We start from the raw sequence: 25,728 nt of genomic DNA on the forward strand, positions 1-25,728 counted from the left end.
TGGCAAAGCCGCCGACGCACCATGAGCGAAGACGACGCCATTGCCCTGTCGGCATTGCAGCATTACCTGTACTGCCCAAGGCAATGCGCCCTCATCCATGTCGAGCAGCTCTGGGCCGAAAGCCGGCATACGGCTGAAGGCCGGCTGCTGCACGAAAAGGCCGACAAGCCCAAGGCCGAGCGGCGCAAGGGTGTGCGCACTGTCACGGCCATGCCGCTGGCCGAGACGCGCCTGGGCATCACCGGCATTGCCGACGTGGTGGAATTCCACCAGGGCCCACAGGGCGAGCGAGCGTTTCCCGTGGAATACAAGCGCGGCCGGCCTAAGGCCCATCGTGCCGATGAAGTCCAGCTCTGCGCCCAGGCGCTGTGCCTGGAGTCCATGCTGGGCCAGCCGGTAGAGGCGGGCGCCCTTTACTACGGCGAGGCCCGCAGGCGCACCGATGTGCGCTTCGACGAAGAACTGCGTCAGCTCACCTGCGGCACCATTGCCGCGGTGCGCTCCATGCTGGACTCGGGCACCACGCCAACGGCGCGCTACAGCCCCCGGCTGTGCGATGCCTGTTCGCTGCTGGACCTTTGCCAACCCAGGCTGTTGGGGCGAACCCAGAGTGTCAATGCCTGGCTGTCAGCGCAATGGAGCAAGCAGATGGAAGAAGGTCCATGCGACGGCAACTGAACACCCTGTACGTGACCACCGAAGGCGCCTGGCTGCGCAAGGACGGTGCCAACATCGTGATGGAGGTCGAGCAGCGCGAGCGTGCCCGTCTGCCGGTGCACATGCTCGAGAGCCTGGTCTGCTTCGGACGCGTGCTGGTGTCTCCACCGCTGATGGGCTATTGCGCCGAGCAGGGCATCTGCACCAGCTTTCTCACGCCCAACGGGCGCTTTCTTGCGCGGGTGGAGGGGCCTGTTTCCGGCAACGTGCTGCTGCGCCGTCAGCAGTACCGGGTCAGCGATGATCCGGGCCGTTGCGCCGCCATCGTCCACAACATCCTGCTGGGCAAGCTGCACAACCAGCGCGCGGTCCTGGGCCGGGCACTGCGTGACCACGGCGACAAGCTGGAGCCCGAAGCCGAGGCAGCACTGACGCACGCCTACAGGCGGCTGGGGCGCATTGCGGACAAACTGCCCGGAGAAACCAGCCTGGACATGCTGCGCGGCTACGAGGGCGAGGCGGCGCAGGCCTATTTCGGCGTGTTCGACATGCTCATTCGCGTGGACAGCCCCGCCATGCGCTTTCAGGGGCGCAGCCGGCGCCCACCGCGCGACGCGGTCAATGCCTTGCTGTCTTTTCTCTACACCCTCGTCACGCACGACTGCCGCTCAGCACTCGAAAGCGTGGGCCTGGACCCCGCCGTGGGCTTCTTGCACCGTGACAGGCCTGGGCGCCCCAGCCTGGCGCTGGACCTGCTGGAGGAATTCCGCCCCCTGCTGGCGGACCGGTTGGCGCTGTCGCTGATCAACCGCAAGCAACTGGGTGAGCGCGACTTCCAGACCATGGACAACGGAGCGGTCCTGCTGACCGAAGCATCACGCAAGACCGTGCTGACCGCCTACCAGGAACGCAAGCGTGAAGAACTGCGCCACGCCTTCATCGAAGAAAAAGCCGCCATCGGACTGTTCCCCTTTATCCAGGCGCAACTGCTGGCCCGCCACCTGCGCGGTGATCTCGATGCCTATCCGCCATTCCTTTGGAAATGAAACATGGCCCCCACGCTTCCTTTGTTGCGCAAGGTCCGCTGCCCCCCGAGGGAGCCGCTTTTTCATCTTGGGACGGCCCGGCGATGAGAAATGAGGTGTGCCGATGATGGTCCTGGTGAGCTATGACGTCCGCACCCAGGACCCGAGTGGAGCCCGCCGCCTGCGGCGCATCGCCAAGGCCTGCCGGGACTTCGGCCAGCGCGCGCAATACTCCGTCTTCGAGATAGAAGTGGACGCCGCGCAATGGGTCGCCCTCAAGGCGCGGCTGATGCAAATCATCGACCCCGCCCAGGACAGCCTCAGGTTCTACTACCTGGGCCAACACTGGCGCAGCAAGGTCGAACACATCGGCGCAAAGCCCGTGCTGGACCTCGACGCCCCCCTCGTCTTCTGAACCTCCGCGCGAACCCCAAGTGACCGCCACCTGCCCTTGAGGTTCGCGGCCGCGCAAGCTGTTGTTTTCAAAAGGGGGTGTGCGAGGGATTGGCTGAACGCCGATTCCGCGGCATGACAGCGCCGCCTGGTTCGCGGAAGCCTGGCTTTTTTCATAGCGGTGAAATTGCTCTATAAGTACCCCGTCGCGCCCCGCGCGGGCGCGTGGATTGAAACCTTACTCCTCAGGCTCGCAAGCTCCATCGAACCAAGTCGCGCCCCGCGCGGGCGCGTGGATTGAAACACCGTCCGTCCTACCAAAGTCCATCCATTGGCGGTCGCGCCCCGCGCGGGCGCGTGGATTGAAACGCCCGCAGCTCGGCTTCAATGCGCGTCATTCGAGGTCGCGCCCCGCGCGGGCGCGTGGATTGAAACAAGTCCGTTGATCATGAGCCGAGCCTCGTGAACGGTCGCGCCCCGCGCGGGCGCGTGGATTGAAACAAAGGGGTTGCCGTCCACCTTGTGCTCACCGGCGTCGCGCCCCGCGCGGGCGCGTGGATTGAAACAAGCTGCACCGGCACTACAACGCCGAAGTGCTGTGTCGCGCCCCGCGCGGGCGCGTGGATTGAAACTGGGGCAACCGTACCTGCAGCACCGAGCAGAACGTCGCGCCCCGCGCGGGCGCGTGGATTGAAACACCCGCGCCGGCGCCACGCGCATCAGCACCATCCCGTCGCGCCCCGCGCGGGCGCGTGGATTGAAACTTTCTGTTGGGTCTTGATGCGCTCGCCGGCCACCGTCGCGCCCCGCGCGGGCGCGTGGATTGAAACTGGGGCATGGCCAGCAGCGGCGCGCGGGTGCCGCGTCGCGCCCCGCGCGGGCGCGTGGATTGAAACGACTGCCGCGACAGCGAAGTGATTGTCAGCCACGTCGCGCCCCGCGCGGGCGCGTGGATTGAAACCCTGGTCCGGGGCAGAGGGCGATAACAAGACTGAGTCGCGCCCCGCGCGGGCGCGTGGATTGAAACATCCCTGCTCCTAATTCATAGTCTCTACTCTGGCGTCGCGCCCCGCGCGGGCGCGTGGATTGAAACCACATGCACAGATCGAGGAAGGGGTTGCCGCTGGTCGCGCCCCGCGCGGGCGCGTGGATTGAAACTTTGAACTCCGCAGGCCCCGGCCCGCGCAGCAGGTCGCGCCCCGCGCGGGCGCGTGGATTGAAACCAGCCGGACGATGTGATCGAGGGCATGCCAGAGAGTCGCGCCCCGCGCGGGCGCGTGGATTGAAACACCTCTCGCCGCGCCGCGTACCCGGTGCCATGGGGGTCGCGCCCCGCGCGGGCGCGTGGATTGAAACATCTCGCGCTTGATCTGCACTGGGTCTTGCGTGGTCGCGCCCCGCGCGGGCGCGTGGATTGAAACGACCAGGACTACCTGCCTTTCTCGATCGACAACAGGTCGCGCCCCGCGCGGGCGCGTGGATTGAAACGTCTGCTTGCCCGCTTCTTTGGAACCGAAATAGAGTCGCGCCCCGCGCGGGCGCGTGGATTGAAACAACCAACGACGTGAGGTATCTCCATGACCGTCAAAGTCGCGCCCCGCGCGGGCGCGTGGATTGAAACGTCGGGTACTTGAGCTTCGGCTCTTTGGCAAACCGTCGCGCCCCGCGCGGGCGCGCGGATTGAAACAACTGCCTGCGCAGCGCAAGCCTTCTGCAGCTCCTGTCGCGCCCGCGCGGGCGCGTGGATTGAAACAGCGGCTTCGGATGGAGTCCGAAAAAATGCTGGGTCGCGCCCCGCGCGGGCGCGTGGATTGAAACAGTTGGACGCCTACGCGGTGCGGCGGGAGCATAGAGTCGCGCCCCGTGCGGGCGCGTGGATTGAAACCACCATGGCAGTGGCGCCTGCCGGCCGACCCGCCAGTCGCGCCCCGTGCGGGCGCGTGGATTGAAACAGCGACTTGGTGGGCATCACGCAAAGCGCCGTAAGTGTCGCGCCCCTTGCGACCGCGTGGATTGAAACCCCTGCCACCACAGCAAGCGCCACATGCATTTGAAACGAATCGCCTGACTCACTCCTCGCCGCGCAGACCGCCATTGAGAGAGAGTCCAGCCACTGCCTGCAGCAGGTACCCGCGTGCCTCATCCAGCGAGGGACCCGCATGCCCATCGATCCGCCGGATATAGGGAGATGTGAGCACAGCCAGGGCATGGCCATCGGGCCCGAGGATGGGGCAGGAGATGTCCACCACGCCATAGGACTGCAGGCTTTCGCTCTGCTTGTGACCCGTGCTGCGTATCTGTTCCAGCATGTCGTGCAGTTGTGCCTCGGGCAGATGTACCTCGCCTTCCAGCGGCGTGTGCTCGGCCAGCATCTGCGCGCGGCGTTCGCGTGTCTGGCAGGCCAGCAGCACATGGCCTGACCCGGTGTCCAGCAGCCCGACGCGTGCGCCCAGCCTGATTGACAGGCCCCAGTTCCCGGGGCCGGGGACCTGGGCCACGATCAAGACGTTGCCACGGTCGTAGAGGCCCAGGTGGCAGGACTGCTCGGCCTGCCGCGCATAGGCATCCATGACGGGCAGCGCTTGGGTCACGAGGCGGTTGACGGGCGGGTGGCGGTGCGCCAGCGCGAACATCTTGAGGCTGAGCGCATGGCGGTCACCACCGGCCGAGCGCATCACGTATTGCCGGGCCACCAGTCGCTCGAGCATGCGGTAGATCTCACTGGGGCCCCGGCCCAGTTCCTTGACGATCTCGGCGCGTGTCAGGCCATCGGGGTGCTCGGCCAGCAGCTCCAGGATGTCCAGCCCCTTGTCCAGTGCCGGCGCGCGGTAGCGCTCGCTGTCTTCTGCGTTGTCCAGTGCTTTGCTCATGCGTGCAGATCTTACGTTCGGGATAGGACAAGTCCTGTTTTTGCTGCCGACCTGCGCAAGCGGTGCGTGGGCTGGGTAAACCATAGCTGCCGAAGTGAGGTTTATTTATAAATAATTAATTCATGGATGAATAAATTGCCCCAGCGATGTGCCACGCGCCATCGGCAAAAAGGCGTTCCAGCGGCACCGCCGGAGTCCCGGCACACATGAGGAGGCACTTTCCATGGCTGCACTGCACGGCGTTTTCCAGGTTCCGGCCGGATGTTCCGCAATGCTTTGCCGGCTCATGTCCGCTGTAGCCGCGCTGGCTTCAGTGGCGGCGCTGGCGGCGGAACCTGGCCCGGCGCAGGGCAGGATCGGGGTCAACCTGCCGCTGCTGACCTCGCCGTTCTGGCAGGCCTACAACGGCTACCTCCCGCAAATGGCCAAGGCCCTTGGGGTCGACATCCTGGCGCCGGTGAACTCCAACCAGGACCCGGCCCAGCAGATCACCGACGTGGCCAATCTGATCAACCTCGGCGCCAAGGGGTTGGTGGTGGCGCCATTGGATTCGGCGGCCATTGGTCGCGCGCTCGCCTTGGCCGAGCAGGGGAAGATTCCTGTGGTGGCGGTGGACGTGGCGCCTACCCGGGGCAAGGTGGCGATGGTGGTGCGTGCCGACAACCGCGCCTATGGCACGCGGTCCTGCCAGTACCTGGGCGCGCAGGTGAAGGCGGGCAAGGTGGTGCAGATCATGGGCGACCTGGCATCGGTCAACGGCCGTGATCGGGCCGAGGCTTTCCGCAGTTGCATGAAGGATTTCCCGGCGCTGCAGGTGCTGGAGATTCCAGCGGCCTGGAAGTCCGATGCCGCCGCTGCCGCGCTCGACGGCCTGCTGTCCGCGCATCCGGACCTGAAGGGCATCTACATGCACGCAGGCGGCGTCTATCTGGCGCCCACGCTGCAGACGCTGCGGCGCACGGGGCTGCTGCATCCGGCCGGCGATCCGAGGCACATCGTGGTGATCAGCAACGACGGCATCGCGCAGGAGCTGGATGCCATCCGCAGGGGCGAGATCGACGCCACCATCTCGCAGCCCGCCGATCTTTACGCAAAGTACGGCCTGTACTACATCAAGGCAGCGCTGGCAGGGCAGTCGTTCAAGCCCGGGCCCACCCCGCATGGCAGCCGCATCGTGGAGGTGGCGCCCGGCATTCTGGAGGACCAGTTGCCCGCACCCGTGGTGACCCGCGAGAACGTGGACGACAAGTCGCTGTGGGCCAACCAGCCATGACGATGCCCCCCGGATTCATGGCTGACAGACCGGGCACGCCGGTGATGGAGGCGCGTGGGCTCGGCTTGCGTTTCGGCTCCACGACGGCCTTGCACGATGTGAGCCTGGCGGTCATGCCGGGCGAGTCGCATGCACTGGCTGGCCGCAACGGCGCAGGCAAGTCCACCTTGGTCGCCCTGCTGACCGGCCTGCACCAGCCCGGCACGGGGAGCATCCGCTTCAACGGCCAGCCCGCGCCTGCGGTGACTGACCGCATGGCCTGGCGCCAGCATGTGGCCTGTGTCTACCAGCATTCGACCATCATCGGCGAGCTGTCGGTGGCCGAGAACCTGTTTATCAACCGGCAGCCGCTGCGCCATGGCTGGATTTCCTGGCGCGTGCTGCGGCGCGAGGCAAGGGCCTTGCTGGATGCCTGGCAGATCGATGTGCACGAGGATGCGCTGGCCCGGGATCTGACGGTGGAAGCCCGTCAACTGGTGGAGATCGCACGGGCGTTGTCGCTGGGCGCGCGCTTCATCATCCTGGACGAACCCACGGCGCAACTGGACCACGACGAGACGCGGCGGCTGCTCAGGCGCGTGCACGATCTGCAGCAAGGCGGCGTCACGTTTCTCTTCATCTCGCACCACTTGCAGGAGATCTATGAGATTTGCCAGACGGTCACCGTGCTGCGCGATGCCCGCCATGTGGTGACGGCGCCGGTGGCGCAGCTGCCCCGGCAGGCGCTGGTCGAGGCCATGACCGGCGAGCGGGACAGCCTGGCCGGCTCGCCTTGCGCCGCCCACGCACCCCCGGCGGGCGGGGGCACGGGCGTTGCCCCCGTGGTGCTGGCGCTGCAGCAAGTGTGCGGCAAGGGTTTCGGGGCTGTCAGCCTGCAGGTGCGGCGTGGCGAGATCGTGGGGCTGACAGGCTCCACCAGCAGCGGGCGCACGGCCGTGGGTGAGGCGGTGGCGGGCCTGCGGCGCACCACGGCGGGCCGGATCCTGGTGTCGGGCCGCGTGCTGCCGCCCGGTGATGTGGGCGCCGCGCTGGCGCACGGCGTGGGTTGCGTGCCGCAGGACAGGCACCGCCAGGGCCTGGTGCCGGGGCAGTCCATTGCCGAGAACGCAACCATGACCATCATGGACAGGCTGGGCCGGTTCGGGTTCATCGCGCCATCGCGCAGGCAGGCCGCGGCGCTGGCGGCCATGCGCGCACTGGATGTGGCGGCCAGCGGGCCGCAGCAGGCCGTGTCCGGCCTGTCGGGCGGCAACCAGCAGAAGGTGGTGATGGCGCGCGCCCTGGCCAGCGAGCCCGATGTGCTGGTGCTCATCGATCCCACTGCGGGTGTGGATGTGAAGTCCCGGCAGGCATTGCTGGCCGTGGTGGAGGGTGAGCGACGGCAGGGCCGGGCCGTGCTGCTGGCGAGCAGCGAGCTGGACGACCTGCGCATCTGCGACCGCGTGCTGGTGATGTCGCATGGCCATGTGGTGGCCGAACTCGCCAGAGGCTGGGACGACGGTGAACTGATTGCATCCATGGAAGGAGTGAGCCTGCATGCGCACTGAAGCCTTTGTCTCGCCGAACACGGCTGTGCCCGTGCCGGCCGCCCGGCGGCTCGCCCTGCACCGGCTGCGCGACTATGCACTGGTGCCTGCGCTGGCCCTGCTGTTCGTGCTGGGAGCCTTGACCAGTCCCAGCTTTCTGACACCGGCCAACCTGGTCAGCATACTGGGGGCCTCCGCAGCCCTGGCGCTGGTGGTGCTGGCGGAGTCGCTGATCATCATCACGGGCAAGTTCGATCTGTCGGTGGAGTCCACGGTGGGCATTGCGCCGGCGGTGGGCGCCATGCTGGTGATTCCTGCAGCCTCGGGAGGCTTTGGCACGGAATGGCCGGTGGCGGCGGGGCTGCTGGCCATCGCGGCCGTGGGCGCATGCACGGGTTTTCTCAATGGCCTGTTGGTCGTCAGGCTGCGGCTCAATGCCTTCATCGTCACGCTGGCGATGCTGATCGTGCTGCGCGGCCTGCTCGTGGGCGCGACCAGGGGCGGCACCCTGTTCGACATGCCGCAGCCTTTCTTCGCCCTGGCCACGGCCACGCTGCTGGGGCTGCCGCTGTCGGTCTGGCTGGCGGCGCTGGCGTTTGGCACGGCCGCCGTGGTGCTGCGCCACCACCGGCTGGGCCGCGCGCTGTATGCGATTGGCGGCAACCCCCATGCGGCGCGCGCGGCGGGCATCAATGTGGACCGTATTACCTGGGGCGTCTTCGTGCTGGCCGGTGTGCTGGCCGCAGTGGGCGGGCTGGTGGTCACGGGCTATGTGGGCGCGATCAATGCCAACCAGGGCAGCTCGATGATTTTCACGGTGTTCGCGGCGGCCGTCATCGGCGGGATTTCGCTCGATGGCGGCAAGGGCTCCATGTCGGGTGCGCTGTGCGGCGTGCTGCTGCTGGGCGTGGTGCAGAACCTGCTGACGCTGGCCCAGGTGCCATCGTTCTGGATACAGGCGATCTACGGCGCCATCATCCTCGGCGCCCTGATGCTGGCCCGGCTCGCAGGTGAGCAGCAGCAATAGGCGCGGCCCGCGAATCGCCCAAGCAGAAGCTTTTCAAGGGAAGGAATGGCTCCATGAGACTCGCCGGAAAACACATTCTCGTCACCGCAGCCGGGCAGGGCATAGGGCGTGCCTGCGCGCTGATGTTTGCCCGCGAGGGGGCCAGCGTGCTGGCCACCGACATCGACATGCAGGCGCTGGCAGAACTGGAGGGACGGGACGGCCTGCGTACGCGGCGGCTGGATGTGACCGATGCGCAAGACATCCTGGCACTGGCCGGGCAGGAGAGGGCCTTTGACGCACTGCTCAACTGCGCGGGCTTCGTGCACCACGGCAGCATCCTGGACTGCAGTGACGAGGACTGGGCCTTTGCGTGGCAGCTCAACGTCACCTCCATGCACCGCATCATCCGCGCCCTGCTGCCCGCCATGCTGGCCCAGGGCGGCGGCTCGATCATCAACATGTCGTCCGCGGCCTCCAGCGTGAAGGGCGTGCCCCTTCGCCATGCCTATGGCGCCACCAAGGCTGCCGTGGTCGGGCTGACCAAGGCCGTGGCGGCCGACTTCGTCACGCAGGGAATACGCTGCAACGCCATCTGCCCTGGCACGGTGGAGTCCCCGTCGCTGCAGGCGCGCATCGCCGGCCAGGCCCGGCAGCAGGGCGTGCCGCTGCAGCAGGTGCGCGCCGCCTTCGTGGCGCGCCAGCCCATGGGGCGGGTGGGTCGGCCCGAGGAAATCGCCGCGCTGGCCACCTATCTCGCCAGCGATGAATCCCGCTTCGTCACCGGCACGCTGAGCGTGATCGACGGTGGCTGGTCCAACTGAACTGCACAGGACTGCTCCATGAAATTGCTGCGATACGGCCCCAGGGGCCATGAAAGACCGGGCCTGCTCGATGCGCAAGGGCGTGTGCGCGACCTCTCGGGCGTGGTGGACGACATTGCCGGCCCAGTGCTGCTGCCGGACAGCCTGGCGCAACTGGGCGCCCTGGACCCCTTGCAGCTGCCCCTGGTGGAAGGCGTGCCGCAGCACACGCTGCGTCTGGGCCCCTGCGTGGGGCGGGTGGGCAAGTTCGTGTGCATAGGCCTCAACTACTCGGACCATGCGGCCGAGGCCGGCATGCAGGTGCCGCCCGAGCCCGTGGTGTTTGGCAAGTGGACCAGTGCCATCTGCGGCCCGGACGACGCCATCGAGATTCCGCCCGGCTCCGTGAAGACGGATTGGGAGGTGGAGCTTGGCTTGGTCATAGGCCAGGGCGGGCGCCATATCGACGAGGCCCGTGCCATGCGGCACGTGGCGGGCTATTGCGTGGTCAACGACATCTCCGAGCGCGAGTACCAGCTCGAGCGCGGCGGCACCTGGGACAAGGGCAAGGGCTGCGACGGCTTCGGCCCGCTGGGGCCCTGGCTGGTCACGGCCGACGAGGTGCCCGATCCGCAGGCGCTGCGCATGTGGCTGGATGTGGACGGCCGGCGCATGCAGGACGGCAGCACGGCCACCATGGTGTTCGGCGTGGCCTTTCTCGTCAGCTACCTGAGCCGCTTCATGAGCCTGCAACCGGGCGATGTGATCTCCACCGGCACGCCGCCGGGCGTGGGCATGGGCCAGAAGCCGCCCATGTACCTGCGTGCCGGGCAGGCCATGCGGCTGGGCATCGCCGGCCTGGGCGAGCAGCGCCAGACCATGGTGGCGGCCCGCGCGCAACCGCATCCCTCGACAACCGGCAAGGCCTGAGAAGACCATGACGCGAATCCTGTCCCTGCGCGTGCTCGATGTGCGCTTTCCGACCTCCAGTCACCTGGATGGGTCTGACGCCATGAACCCGGACCCGGACTACTCCGCCGCCTATGTGATCCTGGAGACGGACACGCCCGGCCTTGAGGGGCACGGGCTGACCTTCACCATCGGGCGCGGCAACGAGGTCTGCTGCGCCGCCATCGAGGCCATGCGCCACCTGGTGGAGGGCATGGAGCTCGACTGGATCCGGGAGGACATGGGGCGCTTCTGGCGCCACATCACCTCCGACAGCCAGTTGCGCTGGATCGGCCCGGACAAGGGGGCGATGCACCTGGCCACCGGCGCCGTGGTCAATGCCGTGTGGGACCTGTGGGCCAAGGCCGAGGGCAAGCCGCTGTGGCGTCTTGTGGCCGATTTCACGCCCGAGGAGTTCGTCCGCGCGCTGGACTTCCGCTACATGACGGATGCCCTGACCGAAGCCCAGGCGCTGGAACTGCTGCATCGCCAGTCGCCGCGCAAGGCCGAGTGCATCGGCGTGCTGGAGCGCGAGGGCTATCCCTGCTACACGACCTCGGCCGGCTGGCTGGGCTATGACGACGACAAGCTGCGCCGCCTGTGCCGCGAGGCGGTGGCCGGCGGCTTCAACCACGTCAAGCTCAAGGTGGGGCGCAGCCTGCAGGACGATATCCGGCGCGTGTCCATCGCGCGTGAGGAGCTGGGGCCGGACCGCCAGCTGATGATCGACGCCAACCAGGCCTGGGAGGTGGGGCAGGCCATCGGCTGGGTGCGGCAGTTGGCCTTTGCTAGGCCCTGGTTCATCGAGGAGCCGACCAGCCCTGACGATGTGGAGGGCCACCGCGCGGTGCGCGAAGCCGTCGCCCCGGTCCAGGTCGCCTCTGGAGAGATGTGCCAGAACCGCATTCTCTTCAAGCAGTTCATCCTGCGTGGCGCCATCGACGTGGTGCAGATCGACGCCTGCCGGCTGGGAGGGGTCAACGAGGTGCTGCTGGTACTCCTGCTGGCCGCAAAGTACGGTCTGCCCGTGTGTCCGCATGCCGGGGGCGTGGGCCTTTGCGAGTATGTGCAGCATCTGTCCATGATCGATTTCGTCTGCGTGTCCGGCACGCGTGACGGGCGCGTGATCGAGTACGTGGACCATCTGCACGAGCACTTCGTGGATCCCTGCGTGGTGCGCAATGCGGCCTATATGCCTCCCGGTGCGCCCGGCTTTTCCATCACGATGAAGCCGGAATCTCTGGCCAGGTATCGCTTCCAGGCCTGAGCCATGGCCCTGTCCCATTCCCATTCCCATTCACTTTTGCATCCGCGCATCGATGCACACCTGCATTTCTGGCGCTACAGCGCCGGGGACTATCCATGGATAGGCGCGGACATGCGGGCCCTGGCGGTGGACCGCACGCCCGGCCATCTCCTGCCCCAGCTGTCTGCCTGCGGCTTCACGGGCGCCATCGCCGTGCAGGCGCGCGCCACGGTCGATGAGACGCGGTTCCTGCTGGAGCTGGCGCGGCGCAATGACTGGATACGCGGCGTGGTGGGGTGGGAAGACCTGACCTGCGAGGGCCTGGGCGAGCGCCTGCAGGACTGGCGTGCCGAGCCGAGGCTGTGCGGCTGGCGCCATCAGGTGCAGGACGAGCCCGATGCCGCAGCCTTTCTGGGCTGCGCCGCATTCGGGCGCGGCATGGCCTTGTTGCAGCGCCAGGGCTGGGCCTATGACGTGCTGGTGTTCGACCACCAGATGGACGCGGCCGCCGCCTTGTGTGCACGGCATGACGCGCACTGGATGGTGCTGGATCACCTGGGCAAGCCGCCACTGGCCGGGCTGGCCCGGGACCAGCACAAGGGCCAGGCCCAGGCCGCGTTCGGCCGCTGGCAGGCATCGCTGCAGCGCTTCGCCCCGCTGTCGCATGTCGCGTGCAAGCTCTCGGGCCTGGTGACCGAGGCCGACTGGCGATCCGGCCTGCGCGAGCCTGACCGGGCCTGCCTGCTCCAATGCCTGGACACGGCCTTGCAGGTGTTCGGTCCGCAGCGGCTGATGTTTGGCTCCGACTGGCCGGTCTGCCTGCTGGCCGCGCCATACGCCACGGTCTTTGAGCTGGTGGATGGCTGGGCGTCGTCGCGGCTGTCGGCCTCCGAGCGTGAGGCGCTGTGGGGCGGCACCGCCGCGCGCTGCTACGGCCTGCAGCCGCAAGGCATGACCTGACCACATGGGAGGCAGCATGGACCTGAACCTGAAAGACAAGACCTTCATCGTCACGGGCGGTGCCAGCGGCATCGGGGCGGCCATCTCGCTGCGGCTGGCCGGTGAAGGTGCGATTCCGCTGATCTGCGGCAAGGACACCATGTCCGCGCGGTTCGAGGCGCAGCTCATGGAGCTGCAGCCCCGGGCCCGCCACTTCCGCTTCGACCTGGTCGATGAACAGGCATGCGGAGAGATGGTGGCCCGCGCTGCGGCGGACTGCGGCCACATCGACGGCCTGGTGAACAACGCGGGCATCAATGACGGCGTGGGCCTGGAGGCAGGGCGCGACGCCTTCGTGCGCTCGCTGCAGGCCAACCTGGTGCACTACTACGTCATGGCCCACCATTGCCTGCCACACCTCAAGGCCAGCCGTGGCTCCATCGTCAACATCTCGTCCAAGACCGCGCTGACCGGGCAGGGCCAGGCCAGCGGCTACTGCGCGGCCAAGGGGGCCCAGCTCTCGCTGACGCGCGAATGGGCTGCCGCGCTGGCAGCCGATGGCGTGCGCGTCAATGCCGTGGTGCCCGCCGAGGTGATGACGCCGATGTACCTGCACTGGCTGGGCCGCTTCGACGACCCCGGGCGCCAGCTGGAACAGATCAGCGCCCGGATTCCGCTGGGCCGGCGCATGACGGCGGCCGAGGAGATTGCGGACACGGTCGTCTTTCTTCTGTCCGAGCGGGCATCGCACACCACGGGGCAATGGCTGTTCGTCGATGGCGGCTATACCCACCTGGACCGCGCGCTGACCTGACCATCATGGAGACACCATGCGCCAATGCCTTGCACTCGACCTCAGGGATGACCCGGCGCTGATCGCCCGCTATGAAGCCCTGCATCACCGGATCTGGCCGGAGGTGGCTGCGCATCTGCGCAGCCATGGCGTCACCGGCATGGAAATCCACCGCCTTGGCACGCGCATGGTGATGGTGATGGACACCGATGACGCAGTGCATGACGCCCGGGCCATGGCCCTTGCCTCCGCCACCGATCCGAAGTTGTGCGAATGGGAAGACCTGATGTGGGCCTTTCAGGCCCCCACGCCGTGGACACCACCTGGAGACAAGTGGACGCCCATGGCCTGCATTTTTCGGCTGGAGGATTCTGCGCAGGAGTGAGCGACTGAGCATCCGTCGGCCATGCCCCATCCCCGAACGTCGCTCAACCCCCTTCCAGGGGAAAACACCGGGGCGCCCGCGCCGCAAATGCATAGGTCTGCGCATGAATCGCTCAGGCCTGGCGCCATCCCTGCGGAGAATTCATGAAAGCAGCCTGCAGGGCATCGCAACCACGGGGCTGCATGCACCCGCAATAGCAAGAAGCACAAGAACAAGAAGCACAAGAAAAGGGGCTGGCGACCGGTTTCAAGCTGCTCCCCATGGCAGCCGTGCTGCGGCCATGGGGATTTTCGCCAATCGGCAATGTCAAGGAGGAGAGGGAGATGAATAAACGCATGATCCGCAGCGCTGGCCTGGCCGCGCTTGCATTGGGCACGGCCCTGGCGGCCCAGGCCCAGAGTTCGGTCACGCTCTATGGGCGTGTGGTCGCGGGGGTGGACTACCAGAACAATGTGTACGACCCGGCCACGGGGGGCTCCGGCAGCCTGTGGCGGGCCGTGGGCAACCAGTGGGGCACGAGCATGCTGGGTTTCAAGGGGGAGGAGGACCTGGGCGGAGGGCTGCATGCGCTGTTCACGCTGGAGTCGGGCTTCAGCATCGACGATGCCAGGTTCAACGGCGCAGGTTTCTTCAACCGCCGCACCTTCGTGGGCCTGCGCAGCGGCTGGGGCACGCTGAAGCTGGGCAAGGACCTGTCGATCTCGGATGCGCACTGGGCGCTGGACCCCACGGGCCAGCAGTTCATCGGCTCGGCCACGCTGGTGCGGGGGCGCAACTGGGGCGGGCATGACAACATGGTCTCGTACGAAACGCCCAGCTGGGGCGGCCTGCGCGTGCTGGCGCTGACCGGCCTGGGCGAGCAGCCGCAGGGCGCATCGCGGCTGCGCAAGAATGCGCTGTCGGTGTCCTATACCGCGCCCACGTTCGAGTTGCGCGCCATCTACGATGTGGCCCGCGATGCCAATGGCCGCTTCAGCGATCTGTACACCACATCCCGCAACCTGACGCTGGGCGGCACGGTGACGCTGTCCGCGCTCAAGCTGTTCGCGGGCTATGAGCAGCTGTCTGCGCCCGACAGCGCGGCTGGCGTGCCCAACAAGGCGCGGCAGTACTGGATGGGCGCGCGCTACAAGGTGTCAGGCCCGCTGACGCTGATCGGGGCGGGCTACCGCACCACGGTCAACAACGGCGGCGGCAGCGCCAACCTGTTCATGGCGGGTGCCGACTACGCGCTGTCCAGGCGCACGCTGCTGTACGCCAGCGTGGGCAATGTGCGCAATGGCGGCAATGCGAACTTCTCGGTGGAGACCACCAACAATAACCCGGCGCCGGGCGGCAGCCAGACCGGCCTGTACCTGGGCATGGCGCATTCGTTCTGACCGGGGCGGGCACTTTGGCGGAGGTTGCCGGCCCTTGCTCAAGGGGCTTGCCATCCGCCGCCCAGCACCTTGTTGATCGTCACCTGGTTTTGCAGTTGCGCCAGGTGCAGGGCCGACAGGGCCAGCTGTGCGTTGCGGCTGCGCTCCTGCGCATCCAGCCAGGTGCGCAGGGGTACCTGGCCTGCGCGGTAGCGTGCCTCGTACAGGCGGGTGATTTCTGCCGATTCCTGCATGACGCGCTGCTGTGCCTGCTCCTGGCTGGCCAGCTCGGTGCGGGCGGACAGGGCTTTTTCCGTTTCCGCCAGCGCGGCGTACAGCGACTTGCGGAAGTTGACCACGGCCTCTTCATGCTGGTTGCGCGCAATGGCGGTGTTCAGCCGCATCTCGCCCACGTTCAGAAAGGGCAGGGTCATGCTGGCGCCCAGGGCCGCCACGGGGTTGGCCAGCAGGTCGAGCAGCGAGTTGCTGGAGCCCCCCAGGCTGCCGGTCAGCGACAGCGTGGGGTAGTAGCGCGCGGTGGCCGCATCGCTGCTGGCCAGGGAGGCGCGCAGCCGCAGTTCGGCGGCGCGCAGGTCGGGGCGGCGGCCCAGCAGTTCGGCGGGCAGTCCTGCGGCAATGGCAGGCAGCGCGCCCGTGGGCAGGGCCTGCGGCTCGCCACCGGGTGCCTCGGCGCCCAGGAGCAGCTCGTTGAGCGCCTGCCGCAGTTCGGCGCGGGCCTGCGTGTACTGGCTGAGCAGCGCCTGCTGCTCGGCCAGCGCCTGCCGGGCCTCGCGCCGTTCCAGGCTGGATACGGCGCCGCTGCGGTACTGCGCCTCCACCAGCTCGCCGGTGCGGCGTGTGTACTCCAGGCTTTGCCGCGCAAATTCCAGGCGCTCGTTGGCCAGGGCCAGTTGCCAGTACAGGCTGGCGGTGGTGGCCGCCAGGGACAGGGCCACGGCCTGCCTGTCCTGCTCACTGGCCTGGGCCTCGAAGACGGCCGCATCGCGCTGGGCACCCAGGCGGTCGAACAGGTCCAGCTCCCAGCCCACGCTCAGCGTGGCGCTGGACGTCTCCAGCGTGCTGCGCGGGCTGCCGGACAGCGGCCGGCTGGCCCCGGTGCTGAGCGTGCCGCCGGGTTGCGGCAGCAGGGCGCGGCCCGCCAGCTGCGCCTGCAGCGCGGCGCGGCGCACGCGGATGCCTGCCGTTGCCAGGTCGGGGTTGCGCGCAAGGGCCATGTCGATCCATGCATCCAGGCGCGGATCGCCGAAGGCGCGCCACCATGCCTCGGGCGCAGGCGCGGCCGCCGAGGGCTGCGCATGCTCGAACTGTGCGGGCAGCGCCACCTGCGGCGCCTCGTAGGTTGTGCGCGTGATGGCGCCGCAGCCGGCCAGGGCCACTGCGCATGCCAGCACGCCGGTCTTCAGCATATGCATGTCAATCTCTCGATAGAGCCTGTACGGGGTCGAGGCGCGCAGCACTGCGCGCCGGCAGGAAGCCGAAGCCGATCCCGATGAGGGAGGAGCAGGCCACGGCCAGCACGATGGAGGCGGCCGAGAACGACAGCTGGAAGCTGCTGCCGGACAGGCTGACGGCCAGCCCCAGGCCCAGCGCCAGCGACACGCCCAGGATGCCGCCGACGATGCAGACCAGCACGGCCTCGATCAGGAACTGCTGAAGGATGTCCGACTGGCGCGCGCCGATGGCCATGCGCACGCCGATCTCGCGCGTGCGCTCGGTCACCGACACCAGCATGATGTTCATCACGCCGATGCCGCCCACCAGCAGCGCGATCATGGCGATGGCCGAGACCAGCAGCGTCAGCGTGGTGCTGGTGCGCGTGATGGCCTGGCGGATCTGGTCGGAGTTCCAGATGAAGAAGTCCTTGGTGCCATGGCGCTCGGTCAGCAGGCTGGTGGCGGCCTTTTGCGCGATCTCGGCCGGCACCGCGTCCTTGATGCGCAGCGTGATGCTGTCCAGGTGGTACTTGCCGACCAGGCGCGTGGCGGCTGCGGTGTAGGGCACGAAGAAGGTGGGCGTGGAGCCGCCGAAGCTGTTTTGCGCAGGCCGGAGCACGCCGACGATTTCCACGGGCATCTGGCCCAGCAGCACGACCTCGCCCAGCGGGCTGGGGTTGGTGGGGAACAGGGCGGTGGCGGTCTTCTGGTCGATCACCGCCACCTGGGCGTGCAGGTCCACGTCGCGCTGGTCGAAGAAGCGGCCCGATGCCAGGCGCAGGCCGCGCACGCGAAAGTGCTCGAAGCCCACGCCCGTCACCTGGGCCGTGGCCGCGTTCTCGCGGTACAGCGCCGTGACGCCGACCGACACATTGGGCGTGGCGCTGTCCACGTAGGGCTGCTCGGCCAGGGCCTGGGCGTCGGCGGCGACCAGGGTCTCGATGGCGGCCGCGCGCGTGTCGCCGAAGTCCTTGCCGGGAAAGATGTCCAGCGTGTTCGTGCCCAGCTCGCTGATCTGGTTCATCACCTGCTGCTGCGCACCGCGCCCCAGCGCCACCACCGAGACCACGGCCGAGATGCCGATGATGATGCCCAGCATGGTCAGGAAGGTGCGCAGGCGGTGGGCGTTCATGGCGCGCAGGGCCATGCGCAGGGCCTCGCCAAAGCGGTCCGACAGTCCGCGCCAGGAGGCCCGGCGCGCGCCGGATGCCGGCTCCACGGGCGGCCTGGCTTCGTGCGGGGTGCTGCGCCGGTCGGCAATGATGGCGCCGTCGCTGATCTCGATCACGCGCGTGGCGTGGGCGGCGACGGCCATGTCGTGCGTGACCAGGATGATGGTGTGGCCGTCGGCATGCAGCTCCTGCAGGATGCGCATGACCTGCTCGCCGCTGGCCTTGTCCAGCGCGCCCGTGGGCTCGTCGGCCAGGATGACGGCGCCGCCGTTCATCAGCGCACGCGCAATGGACACGCGCTGCTGCTGCCCGCCCGACAGCTGGCTTGGCCGGTGCTGCATGCGGTCGGCCAGGCCCAGGCGTTCGAGCAGGGCGGCCGAGCGCGCATGGCGGTCCGTGGGCGCCGTGCCGGCGTAGACCGATGGCAGCTCCACATTGCCCTGGGCCGTGAGGTCGGGCAGCAGGTGGTAGCGCTGGAAGATGAAGCCGAAATGCTCGCGCCGCAGCGCGGCCAGCGCGTCGGGCCCCAGCTCGCTGGTCTCGCGGCCCGCGATGCGGTAGCTGCCCGAGGTCGGATGGTCCAGGCAGCCGAGGATGTTCATCAGCGTGGACTTGCCCGAGCCCGAGGCGCCGACGATGGCCACCATCTCGCCGGCCTCGATGGTCAGGTCTATGTCCTTGAGTACCGCCACCGTGGTGTCGCCCGCAGGAAACTCCCGGCGCAGGCCCTGCATCTGCAGCAATGCATGGTCCATGCTTACATTCCCATCGGGTCGCTGCCGGCCGGCTTGCCGCCGGGGCTGGCCTCGCCGATCACCACCTGCTCGCCGGGCTCCAGCCCCGACAGCACCTGGGCCTGGGCGTTGGTGCGCAGGCCCACGCGCACCTTGCGCTCGGTGACCTGGCCCTGGGCATCGCGCACGCGCACGCTGTAGTTGTCGTCGGCATCGCGGCTGCCCAGCGCGGCGGCCGGCATGAGCACGGCCTTGTCGGCCTGGGCCACGCGCACGGTGACCTGGGCGGTCATGGAGGGGCGCAGCTTGCCTTCCGGGTTGGGCACGTCGAACTGGGCGTTGTAGTAGATGGCCTTGGCGGCCTGGGCGCCGGTGGCGGTCGCTGCGCCAGCGGTGGCGTCCGTGGCGATGGAGGCGGGCGCAGGCTCTATGCGCTCGATCGTGGCGGTGTGGCGCTGGCGGCCACTGCCCAGCGTGGTGAACCAGACCGTCTGGCCCAGCTGGATCTTGTCCACGTCGGCCTCGGCAATCTCGGCGCGCACAGTCATCACGTCGAGCTTGGCCAGCATGACGATGGTGGGCGTGGTCTGGAAGGAGTTCAGGGTCTGGCCCTGCTTGGTGACCACCGCCACGATCACGCCGTCCATGGGCGCGACGATGCGGGTGTAGCCCAGGTTGATGCGCTCGGTCTCCACCTGGGTGCGTGCCTGCTCTATCTGTGCCTGAAGGGCGCCGACATCGGCCAGCGCGGTGTCCAGCGCAGCCTTGGCGGCTTCATGGTCGGCGCGCGAGGTGGCGTCGGCCTGCAGCAGCTCCTGCTGGCGCTGGAAGGTCAGCCGGGCCTGCACCAGCGCCGCGCGCCGCGCGGCCAGCTGGGCCTGCAAGGCGGTGACGGATGCCTCGGCATTGCGCAGCTTGATGCGCTGCGGCTGGGCATCGACTTCGGCGATCAGCTCGCCGGCCTTGACCTTCTGGCCCAGCTCCACGTGCAGGCGCCGGACCTGGCCCGAGACCTGGGCGCCCACGGCCACCAGTTCCTTGGGGTGCAGCCGGCCCACGGCGAGCACGGTCTGCTCCAGGTCGCCGACGGTGACGGGTGCGGTTGCGAATTGGGTGGAGGGCTTGGCACTGGCCTTCCACCACACCAGGCCTGCGACCATGCATGCGCCTGCGACGGCGACCATGGCCCATTTGCGATTGAACTTCATTCTTCCCCTGCCGCGCGGTCGGCCGCAGGGGAGACAGTCCCTGCCCGGCGCCGCGCCAGATGCTCGAACTTACCAGTCTGGCGCGGTTCGATGTCCCGGCATTGACCAAGGCATGGAGATTCAGTGGAGAGCAGGCCTGGGATACGCCTGAAACCTCGCAACTCTGTCTTATGGCGGGGACATGTTGACCCCCCAGCCGCAAATCAGGGACACCGAGGAAGGGCCGCCCCGCCCCGAGGGTGTCGTCCCCCTCTGGGGGAAGCGGCGAAGCCGCTCAGGGGGAGCGATGTTTACCGCCAATATTGGCACTTGCTCTCGGCCTTGGTGGTCCAGACCTGCTCGGCCGGCAGCTTCTTGACCAGCTTGTAGTAGTCCCAGGTGCCCTTGGATTCGGCCGGGGATTTCACTTCCATCAGGTACATGTCGTGCACGTAGCGGCCGTCCTCGCGCAGGTAGCCGCTGCCGAAGAAGTCATCCATCTTCATGCCGCGCCAGGTGGCCATGACCTTGTCGGCATCCAGCGTGCCGGCCTTTTCCACGGCCTTGAGCCAGTTCATGGTGGCCGAGTAGTCGGCCGCATGGATTTCGCTGGGGCGGCGCTGGGTCTTGGCCATGAAGGCGTCGGCGAACTTGCGCGAGGCATCGTTCATGTCCCAGTACCAGCTGGTGGTGAACTGCATGCCCTGCGTGTTCTTCAGGCCCAGGCTGTGCACGTCGGTGAAGAACACCAGCAGGCCGGCCAGCTTCATGTCCTTGGTCACGCCGAACTCGCGCGCGGCCTTGATGGAGTTGATGGTGTCGCCACCCGCGTTGGCCAGGCCCAGGATCTGGGCCTTGGAGTTCTGCGCCTGCAGCATGAAGCTGGAGAAGTCGCTGGCGTTCAGCGGCGTCTTGACCGAGCCCAGCACCTTGCCGCCGCGCGCCTCGATGATCTTGGTGGTATCGGCCTCCAGCGCATGGCCAAAGGCATAGTCGGCGGTCACGAAGTACCAGCTCTTGCCTCCGGCCTCCACCACGGCCGCGCCCGTGCCCTTGGCCAGGGCCACGGTGTCGAAGGCGTAGTGCACGGTGTAGGGGCTGCACTGCTCGTTGGTCAGCGCCGAGCTGCCCGCGCCGTTGTCGATGAAGACCCGCTTTTTCTCCTGCGCCACCTTGGCCATGGACAGGGCCGTGGCCGAGTTCGTGCCGCCAAACACCAGGCTGATGCCCTGCGTGTCAATCCACTCGCGCGCCTTGCTGGCGGCAATGTCGGCCTTGTTCTGGTGGTCGGCCGTCAGCAGCTCGATGGGCTTGCCCAGCAGCTTGCCGCCGTAGTCGTCGATGGCCATCTGTATCGCCACGGCGCCGTTCTTGCCCTCGACATCGGCATAGAGACTGGACATGTCGGTGATGAAGCCGATCCGAACCTTGTCCTGCTGCGCCAGGGCCGGCGTTGCCAGTGCGGCGGCGCACAGTGCCAGGGCCAGCGGTGTCATCAGCGATGTCTTGGGGCGTTGCTGCATGAAGTCTCCTTGCTTTGGATGGAAAAAGCCCGCTGCTGTTGCGCAGGGGCCGGGGTGATTCCATGCTGGCAGGGACAGGGGCCTGCCGCATTGGGGCAAGCACGGGCTTGGTGGCCCCGGTGCGACAGTACAGCCGCTCATCCTTGCAACGTGGCCGGCCCGTTGATTGATCGCCATGCGCTGCGCATCCCGGCCGTGGCTTGTGCGCGCGTCAGGACCTGCTTTTCCGTTCCGTGACTTGGAGATGCGAAAGCACTGGTCTTGAATTAATTTGTCTAGAAAAACAATCAAAAATTCAGGTTTTGATTAGAATAATGGACAAATGAAAACGCCAGAAAAGTCCACCCTTCTTCAGCGCCAACTGCTTTTGCAGTTCGGTGACCGGCTCAAGCGCCTGCGCAAGGAGCAGGGGCTGGGCACGGTCGAGATGGCCTCGCGCGTAGGCATATCCCGCAGCACGCTCGCTGCAGTCGAGTCCGGCGATCCCGGGCCATCCATGGGCACGTACCTGCGGGTCATGTCGGAACTGGGCATAGGGGGAGAATTGGCATTGCTGGCGGGCGACGCCCTGCAGCCCGCGCCCGCAGGAACTGCCGCAGCCCGTTCGCGCCATGCCAGGCCCGTCGTACAGGTTCTGGTGCGTGCGCAGGATGCGCGCCATGAAGTGCAGGATCTGCAAAGCCTCGCATTGCATGAAGAAGCCGTGCGCCTTGTGCGATCTGACCCGGCATTGCTGCAGCAGGCACAGGACACGTTGGAGAGGTGGTTGAGCCAGGGGGATTCGCATTCCGCCAGCCTGTGGAGGCAGTGGCAGGATGTCTTGCAAAATGGCCGCTGGCGCACCATCCTGGCCCGCACGCGAAGGGCCCAGGAACTGCGCCAGGCCTCGCCCCTGACATCGGTGCTGCCCGAACAGGTGCGCCAGCAGATACGGGCGCAGGTGGGGGAACTCAAGCGGGGCGTTGCATTGGGAGATACAGGGCGGGCCTATGAACCGAGAGGATCTTGAGCACATCATTCGTGCGAGCGGGGATGTGACGAATGAGTATGAATTCGTCATCGTGGGAAGTCAGGCAATCCTGGGCTCCATCCCGTATCCCGAGCCGGTTTTCAAGATGTCCGCAGAGGCGGACATCTATCCGCTCAACGCTCCGGATCTGGCGGACCGGATCGACGGATCCATTGGCGAAGGCTCTCGCTTCCACGAGTATGGCACTGATGGGGCATGGCCATGTACAGGTCGATGCGGCACTGAAACTGGCAAGCGGCATGCCGTTGGGTGATGACGGCAAACGGCAATTGCGGGCCCGAATTCAGCGCTGGTTCAAGGGGCTGAAAAAATAAAAAGCAGCCCGTAGGCTGCTTGTCGATTGCCGTGTCCGCGCGATCAGGCCGCAGGTCGCGCGGTGCGCACTGCGCTCTTGGGGCGGAAAGCCTTGCAGACGCTGTCGTCCGTTTCCAGATAGGGCCCGCCGATCAGGTCCACGCAATAGGGCACGGCCGCAAAGATGCCGTTGACCTTTTGCGTGCCATCGGGGTTCTTCAGACCTTCCAGGGTTTCGGCAATGGCCTTGGGCTGGCCCGGCAGGTTGATGATCAGGCTCTTGCCACGGATCACCGCCACCTGGCGCGACAGGATCGCCGTGGGCACAAAGGCCAGGCTGATCTGGCGCATCTGCTCGCCAAAGCCCGGCATTTCCTTGTCGGCCACGGCCAGCGTGGCTTCGGGCGTGACATCGCGCGGGGCGGGGCCGGTGCCGCCCGTGGTCAGCACCAGGCAGCAGCCGGCATCGACCAGCTCGATCAGCGCGGCGCTGATGCCGGCCTGCTCGTCGGGGATCAGGCGCGGCTCGAACGTGATGGGGTTCCTGAGCGCGCGGGTGAGCCAGTCCTGCAGGGCCGGCAGGCCCTTGTCCTCATAGACGCCGCTGCTGGCACGGTCGCTGATCGAGACGATGCCGATGCGCACGGCGTCATGGACGGGCTCACTCATCGTCAGCTTCCTCGCCAGCGCCGTCACCGTCCTCGGCTGTCTCGCGGCCCGTGCCGCCCAACTGCTGGCGCACCAACTGGAACAGATCGCGGTAGGCGCGGCCCTTGCGCTGGGCCAGGCCGGTGGATTCCTGCACATTGGCCTCATGGGCGCCCGGCATGTCCTTGCGGGCCTGGCGGATCAGGGCGCGCAGCTGCTGGGTGTCTGTGTCGGGGAAATGGTCCAGCCAGATGGACAGGGCCGATTCCTCGGCAATCAGGCGGTCGCGCCATTGCTCGGCCGCATGCAGGGCCATCTTCTCGGCGGCCGATCCGTTGTGCTGCTCGTCCAGCGCGGCGCGCACGGCGGCGATCTCGGTCTCGTCCAGCTTGCGCATGAGCTTGCCGACGTACTGCATCTGGCGGCGCTTGCCTTCGAAATTGGTGATGCGCTTGGCCTCGGCCAGGGCATCGGCCAGCTGGTCGGGCAATTGCAGGCGCTTGAACAGGTCGGAGCGCAGCGTCAGCAAATCCTTGCCGAGGTCCTGCAAGGCGTCGGACTCGCGCTTGAGATCCGTCTTGCTGGAGTCGGGGGTGCCTTTGAGTTCGGCCTTGAGCTGCAGGTCGAGTTCGCTGCCTTCGGCAACGAAGTGACCTTTGACGTAGTAGCCTTTTTTGGGTTTGCGTGACATGGGGTAGGGGACAAATACAGTGGCGGCGCGGAGGGCGCTGCAGTGGCGGCTATCATAGCCGCCGCTATGAAAAAACCCCGTCCCCGCGCGGCAAGCACCGCCAAACCGCAGGCTGATTCCGGCTTCAGCTACAGCCAACCGTTTTTTGAAGACCTGGTGGACCGTGCCCTGGTCCATGCCAAGAAGCTCGGCGCCACCGACGCCGGAGCCGAGGCTTCCGAGGGCTGCGGCCTGAGCGTGAGTGTGCGCAAGGGGGCGCTGGAGACCGTTGAGCGCAACCGCGACAAGTCGCTGGGCGTGACCGTCTACCTGGGCAACCGCCGTGGCAACGCCAGCACCTCCGACTTCTCGGATGCCGCCATCCAGCAGACCGTGCAGGCCGCCTACGACATCGCGCGCTTCACCGCCGAGGACCCCATGGCCGGCCTGCCCGATGCGGCCGACATCGCCCCGCCCGGCACCCACCGTGACCTGCAGCTGTTCCACCCCTGGGAGCTGACCAGCGAGGCTGCGGCGCAGCTGGCGCTGCAGTGCGAAGAAGCTGCCCTGGGCACGCACAAGCGCATCACCAACAGCGAAGGCGCTGGCGTTTCGGCCCAGCAAAGCCATTTCTTCAGTGCCCATACCAATGGTTTCCGTGGCGGCTACGCCAGCTCGCGCCACAGCCTGTCGGTGGCGCCCATCGCATCGCTGCCCGGCCGCAATGGCGAGATGCAGCGCGATGCCTGGTACAGCTCCATGCGCAACGCGGCCGACCTGGCCTCGCCCGAAGCCGTGGGCCGCTACGCCGCCCAGCGCGCCCTGAGCCGCCTGGGCAGCCGCAAGATCCCGACCACCGAATGCCCGGTGCTGTTCGAGTCCACGCTGGCCGCCGGCCTGCTGGGCAGCTTCGTGCAGGCCGTCAGCGGCGGCGCGCTGTACCGCCGCAGCACCTTCCTGCTCGACTCGCTGGGCAAGCCCGTCTTCCCCAAGCACATCGACATCACGGAAGACCCCTTCATCCTCGGCGGCAAGGGCAGCTCGCCCTTCGACGAGGAAGGCGTGCGCGTGCAGGCCCGCAAGGTGGTGGATGCCGGCCGCGTCGAGGGCTACTTCCTGTCCAGCTACTCGGCACGCAAGCTGGGCATGAAGACCACCGGCAATGCCGGCGGATCGCACAACCTGGTCATGACCTCGCGCCGCACCAAGGCCGGCGACGACCTGCCCGCCATGCTCAAGAAGCTGGGCACGGGCCTGTTCGTGATCGAACTCATGGGCCAGGGCGTGAACTACGTGACCGGCGACTACTCGCGCGGCGTCAGCGGCTTCTGGGTGGAAAACGGCGAAATCGCCTTCCCCGTGCATGAGATCACCATCGCAGGCAACCTCAAGGACATGCTCAAGGGCATCGAGGCCGTGGGCGCAGATGCCTACAACTACGGCGCCAAGACCGTGGGCTCTATCCTGATCAACCGCATGAAGGTGGCTGGTAGCTGATCGGCTTGCGGCTGCGCATGCTGATGAAAAGCGGCCCGAAAGGCCGCTTTTTTGTGGGCACCCAGTCACCGCGTGCCCCGGCCGCAGTTGGCCGCACCAGCTCGCGTCCCGCGAACCCCAAGTGACCTTTGTCCTCCCCTGAGGTTCGCATTTCTGCAAGCCGTTGTTTTTGTTGAGGCATCACTGCGTCTTTCGTGGTCCTTGCCGTTTTTCCGTGACAGAGCGCGCAGGTTCGCGATGGCGAAGATTTTTATGCAGTGGTACGGCTGGGTTATAAGCATGCCGTCGCGCCCCGTG

General features: G+C 67.3%; 23 protein-coding genes and 1 CRISPR repeat array. Of the genes, 16 read left to right on the top strand and 7 right to left on the bottom strand.

Annotated features, from left to right (window positions below; all coding sequences use genetic code 11):
- Window positions 1–21 precede the first annotated feature (21 nt).
- The 3 genes from cas4 to cas2 all read left to right on the top strand — a co-directional run bounded on the left by cas4 (window position 22) and on the right by cas2 (window position 2,097).
- The gene (gene cas4, locus AC5I49_RS23390; RefSeq protein WP_212646118.1) at window positions 22–678 is read left to right on the top strand and encodes a CRISPR-associated protein Cas4; all 657 of its coding nucleotides are present in this window, start codon (window positions 22–24) and stop codon (window positions 676–678) included.
- The gene (gene cas1c / locus AC5I49_RS23395) at window positions 663–1,703 is read left to right on the top strand and encodes a type I-C CRISPR-associated endonuclease Cas1c (RefSeq protein ID WP_034368861.1); all 1,041 of its coding nucleotides are present in this window, start codon (window positions 663–665) and stop codon (window positions 1,701–1,703) included. The genes cas4 and cas1c overlap by 16 nt, the downstream gene beginning before the upstream one ends.
- Window positions 1,704–1,806: 103 nt before the next feature.
- Window positions 1,807–2,097, top strand: coding sequence for a CRISPR-associated endonuclease Cas2 (gene cas2, locus AC5I49_RS23400; RefSeq protein ID WP_495790024.1), 291 nt, complete (start codon window positions 1,807–1,809; stop codon window positions 2,095–2,097).
- A gap of 183 nt (window positions 2,098–2,280) precedes the next feature.
- Window positions 2,281–3,763: direct repeats of the CRISPR family, unit length 32 nt; unit sequence GTCGCGCCCCGCGCGGGCGCGTGGATTGAAAC.
- 381 nt (window positions 3,764–4,144) lie between these two features.
- On the opposite strand, the gene AC5I49_RS23405 is transcribed toward cas2, so the two are convergent.
- The gene (locus AC5I49_RS23405) at window positions 4,145–4,945 is read right to left on the bottom strand and encodes an IclR family transcriptional regulator (protein ID WP_495789969.1); all 801 of its coding nucleotides are present in this window, start codon (window positions 4,943–4,945) and stop codon (window positions 4,145–4,147) included.
- Window positions 4,946–5,216: 271 nt separating this feature from the next.
- Here AC5I49_RS23405 and AC5I49_RS23410 point away from each other — a divergent pair, with 271 nt between their 5' ends.
- The 10 genes from AC5I49_RS23410 (at window position 5,217) to AC5I49_RS23455 (ending at window position 15,243) form a co-directional block, all read left to right on the top strand.
- Window positions 5,217–6,218, top strand: a complete 1,002-nt coding sequence (locus AC5I49_RS23410) for a sugar ABC transporter substrate-binding protein (RefSeq protein ID WP_495790025.1) — start codon at window positions 5,217–5,219, stop codon at window positions 6,216–6,218.
- 17 nt (window positions 6,219–6,235) lie between these two features.
- Window positions 6,236–7,765 (top strand): sugar ABC transporter ATP-binding protein, encoded by a 1,530-nt coding sequence (locus AC5I49_RS23415; protein WP_495789970.1) that lies wholly within the window; start codon window positions 6,236–6,238, stop codon window positions 7,763–7,765.
- Complete coding sequence (locus AC5I49_RS23420; RefSeq protein ID WP_495789971.1) at window positions 7,755–8,771, top strand: ABC transporter permease; 1,017 nt, start codon at window positions 7,755–7,757, stop codon at window positions 8,769–8,771. Before AC5I49_RS23415 ends, AC5I49_RS23420 begins: the two co-directional genes overlap by 11 nt.
- 53 nt (window positions 8,772–8,824) lie before the next feature.
- Window positions 8,825–9,574, top strand: coding sequence for an SDR family oxidoreductase (locus AC5I49_RS23425; protein ID WP_043791062.1), 750 nt, complete (start codon window positions 8,825–8,827; stop codon window positions 9,572–9,574).
- An 18-nt stretch (window positions 9,575–9,592) separates the two neighbouring features.
- On the top strand, window positions 9,593–10,483 hold the full coding sequence (locus AC5I49_RS23430) for a fumarylacetoacetate hydrolase family protein (RefSeq protein WP_495789972.1): 891 nt from the start codon (window positions 9,593–9,595) through the stop codon (window positions 10,481–10,483).
- A gap of 7 nt (window positions 10,484–10,490) precedes the next feature.
- A complete protein-coding gene (locus AC5I49_RS23435; RefSeq protein ID WP_495789973.1) occupies window positions 10,491–11,768 on the top strand; it encodes an L-fuconate dehydratase in 1,278 nt (425 codons plus the stop codon).
- Between the two features lie 3 nt (window positions 11,769–11,771).
- The gene (locus AC5I49_RS23440; protein WP_495789974.1) at window positions 11,772–12,707 is read left to right on the top strand and encodes an L-fucono-1,5-lactonase; all 936 of its coding nucleotides are present in this window, start codon (window positions 11,772–11,774) and stop codon (window positions 12,705–12,707) included.
- Between the two features lie 16 nt (window positions 12,708–12,723).
- Window positions 12,724–13,500, top strand: coding sequence for an SDR family oxidoreductase (locus tag AC5I49_RS23445; RefSeq protein WP_046241213.1), 777 nt, complete (start codon window positions 12,724–12,726; stop codon window positions 13,498–13,500).
- A 16-nt stretch (window positions 13,501–13,516) separates the two neighbouring features.
- Entirely contained in the window at window positions 13,517–13,864 is a 348-nt protein-coding gene (locus AC5I49_RS23450) for an L-rhamnose mutarotase (protein ID WP_279492982.1), read from the top strand.
- Window positions 13,865–14,187: 323 nt separating this feature from the next.
- Window positions 14,188–15,243 (top strand): porin, encoded by a 1,056-nt coding sequence (locus AC5I49_RS23455; RefSeq protein ID WP_016453835.1) that lies wholly within the window; start codon window positions 14,188–14,190, stop codon window positions 15,241–15,243.
- A gap of 38 nt (window positions 15,244–15,281) precedes the next feature.
- On the opposite strand, the gene AC5I49_RS23460 is transcribed toward AC5I49_RS23455, so the two are convergent.
- The 4 genes from AC5I49_RS23460 to AC5I49_RS23475 form a co-directional block, all read right to left on the bottom strand.
- Window positions 15,282–16,655 carry an efflux transporter outer membrane subunit gene (locus tag AC5I49_RS23460; RefSeq protein ID WP_034368627.1) on the bottom strand — a complete coding sequence of 458 codons (1,374 nt, stop codon included), beginning with the start codon at window positions 16,653–16,655 and terminating at the stop codon, window positions 15,282–15,284.
- Between the two features lies 1 nt (window position 16,656).
- Entirely contained in the window at window positions 16,657–18,603 is a 1,947-nt protein-coding gene (locus tag AC5I49_RS23465) for a MacB family efflux pump subunit (protein ID WP_495789975.1), read from the bottom strand.
- A gap of 2 nt (window positions 18,604–18,605) precedes the next feature.
- Window positions 18,606–19,790, bottom strand: a complete 1,185-nt coding sequence (locus AC5I49_RS23470) for an efflux RND transporter periplasmic adaptor subunit (RefSeq protein ID WP_016449657.1) — start codon at window positions 19,788–19,790, stop codon at window positions 18,606–18,608.
- 290 nt (window positions 19,791–20,080) lie between these two features.
- Window positions 20,081–21,292: an ABC transporter substrate-binding protein gene (locus AC5I49_RS23475; protein WP_016449656.1), complete on the bottom strand. Its 1,212-nt coding sequence runs from the start codon at window positions 21,290–21,292 to the stop codon at window positions 20,081–20,083.
- 322 nt (window positions 21,293–21,614) lie between these two features.
- Between AC5I49_RS23475 and AC5I49_RS23480 the strand changes: the two genes are divergently transcribed.
- Both AC5I49_RS23480 and AC5I49_RS23485 read left to right on the top strand, forming a co-directional pair.
- Window positions 21,615–22,301 (top strand): helix-turn-helix transcriptional regulator, encoded by a 687-nt coding sequence (locus AC5I49_RS23480; protein ID WP_495789976.1) that lies wholly within the window; start codon window positions 21,615–21,617, stop codon window positions 22,299–22,301.
- Window positions 22,282–22,575 carry a hypothetical protein gene (locus AC5I49_RS23485; protein WP_082001488.1) on the top strand — a complete coding sequence of 98 codons (294 nt, stop codon included), beginning with the start codon at window positions 22,282–22,284 and terminating at the stop codon, window positions 22,573–22,575. Before AC5I49_RS23480 ends, AC5I49_RS23485 begins: the two co-directional genes overlap by 20 nt.
- A 104-nt stretch (window positions 22,576–22,679) precedes the next feature.
- Here AC5I49_RS23485 and mog read toward each other — a convergent pair whose 3' ends face one another.
- A complete protein-coding gene (gene mog / locus AC5I49_RS23490) occupies window positions 22,680–23,285 on the bottom strand; it encodes a molybdopterin adenylyltransferase (RefSeq protein ID WP_047325804.1) in 606 nt (201 codons plus the stop codon).
- On the bottom strand, window positions 23,278–23,955 hold the full coding sequence (gene yjgA, locus AC5I49_RS23495) for a ribosome biogenesis factor YjgA (protein WP_016449652.1): 678 nt from the start codon (window positions 23,953–23,955) through the stop codon (window positions 23,278–23,280). Before yjgA ends, mog begins: the two co-directional genes overlap by 8 nt.
- Window positions 23,956–24,021: 66 nt before the next feature.
- On the opposite strand from yjgA, the gene pmbA reads away from it, so the two are divergent.
- On the top strand, window positions 24,022–25,431 hold the full coding sequence (gene pmbA / locus AC5I49_RS23500) for a metalloprotease PmbA (RefSeq protein WP_016453829.1): 1,410 nt from the start codon (window positions 24,022–24,024) through the stop codon (window positions 25,429–25,431).
- Window positions 25,432–25,728 lie beyond the last annotated feature (297 nt).

The sequence above is a fragment of the Delftia sp. genome (genome assembly GCF_059499305.1).

What these genes read in the sequence shown, in the direction of transcription:
- AC5I49_RS23450 (WP_279492982.1), top strand. Translation starts at nt 13,517, where the DNA reads ATGCGCCAATGCCTTGCACTCGACCTCAGGGATGACCCGGCGCTGATC.
- AC5I49_RS23480 (WP_495789976.1), top strand. Translation starts at nt 21,615, where the DNA reads ATGAAAACGCCAGAAAAGTCCACCCTTCTTCAGCGCCAACTGCTTTTG.
- AC5I49_RS23455 (WP_016453835.1), top strand. Translation starts at nt 14,188, where the DNA reads ATGAATAAACGCATGATCCGCAGCGCTGGCCTGGCCGCGCTTGCATTG.
- AC5I49_RS23460 (WP_034368627.1), bottom strand. Translation starts at nt 16,655, where the DNA reads ATGCATATGCTGAAGACCGGCGTGCTGGCATGCGCAGTGGCCCTGGCC.
- yjgA (WP_016449652.1), bottom strand. Translation starts at nt 23,955, where the DNA reads ATGTCACGCAAACCCAAAAAAGGCTACTACGTCAAAGGTCACTTCGTT.
- AC5I49_RS23465 (WP_495789975.1), bottom strand. Translation starts at nt 18,603, where the DNA reads ATGGACCATGCATTGCTGCAGATGCAGGGCCTGCGCCGGGAGTTTCCT.
- AC5I49_RS23420 (WP_495789971.1), top strand. Translation starts at nt 7,755, where the DNA reads ATGCGCACTGAAGCCTTTGTCTCGCCGAACACGGCTGTGCCCGTGCCG.
- AC5I49_RS23475 (WP_016449656.1), bottom strand. Translation starts at nt 21,292, where the DNA reads ATGCAGCAACGCCCCAAGACATCGCTGATGACACCGCTGGCCCTGGCA.
- cas2 (WP_495790024.1), top strand. Translation starts at nt 1,807, where the DNA reads ATGATGGTCCTGGTGAGCTATGACGTCCGCACCCAGGACCCGAGTGGA.
- mog (WP_047325804.1), bottom strand. Translation starts at nt 23,285, where the DNA reads ATGAGTGAGCCCGTCCATGACGCCGTGCGCATCGGCATCGTCTCGATC.
- AC5I49_RS23440 (WP_495789974.1), top strand. Translation starts at nt 11,772, where the DNA reads ATGGCCCTGTCCCATTCCCATTCCCATTCACTTTTGCATCCGCGCATC.
- AC5I49_RS23470 (WP_016449657.1), bottom strand. Translation starts at nt 19,790, where the DNA reads ATGAAGTTCAATCGCAAATGGGCCATGGTCGCCGTCGCAGGCGCATGC.
- AC5I49_RS23435 (WP_495789973.1), top strand. Translation starts at nt 10,491, where the DNA reads ATGACGCGAATCCTGTCCCTGCGCGTGCTCGATGTGCGCTTTCCGACC.
- AC5I49_RS23410 (WP_495790025.1), top strand. Translation starts at nt 5,217, where the DNA reads ATGCTTTGCCGGCTCATGTCCGCTGTAGCCGCGCTGGCTTCAGTGGCG.
- cas4 (WP_212646118.1), top strand. Translation starts at nt 22, where the DNA reads ATGAGCGAAGACGACGCCATTGCCCTGTCGGCATTGCAGCATTACCTG.
- AC5I49_RS23425 (WP_043791062.1), top strand. Translation starts at nt 8,825, where the DNA reads ATGAGACTCGCCGGAAAACACATTCTCGTCACCGCAGCCGGGCAGGGC.
- AC5I49_RS23445 (WP_046241213.1), top strand. Translation starts at nt 12,724, where the DNA reads ATGGACCTGAACCTGAAAGACAAGACCTTCATCGTCACGGGCGGTGCC.
- AC5I49_RS23430 (WP_495789972.1), top strand. Translation starts at nt 9,593, where the DNA reads ATGAAATTGCTGCGATACGGCCCCAGGGGCCATGAAAGACCGGGCCTG.
- cas1c (WP_034368861.1), top strand. Translation starts at nt 663, where the DNA reads ATGCGACGGCAACTGAACACCCTGTACGTGACCACCGAAGGCGCCTGG.
- AC5I49_RS23405 (WP_495789969.1), bottom strand. Translation starts at nt 4,945, where the DNA reads ATGAGCAAAGCACTGGACAACGCAGAAGACAGCGAGCGCTACCGCGCG.
- AC5I49_RS23415 (WP_495789970.1), top strand. Translation starts at nt 6,236, where the DNA reads ATGGCTGACAGACCGGGCACGCCGGTGATGGAGGCGCGTGGGCTCGGC.
- pmbA (WP_016453829.1), top strand. Translation starts at nt 24,022, where the DNA reads ATGAAAAAACCCCGTCCCCGCGCGGCAAGCACCGCCAAACCGCAGGCT.
- AC5I49_RS23485 (WP_082001488.1), top strand. Translation starts at nt 22,282, where the DNA reads ATGAACCGAGAGGATCTTGAGCACATCATTCGTGCGAGCGGGGATGTG.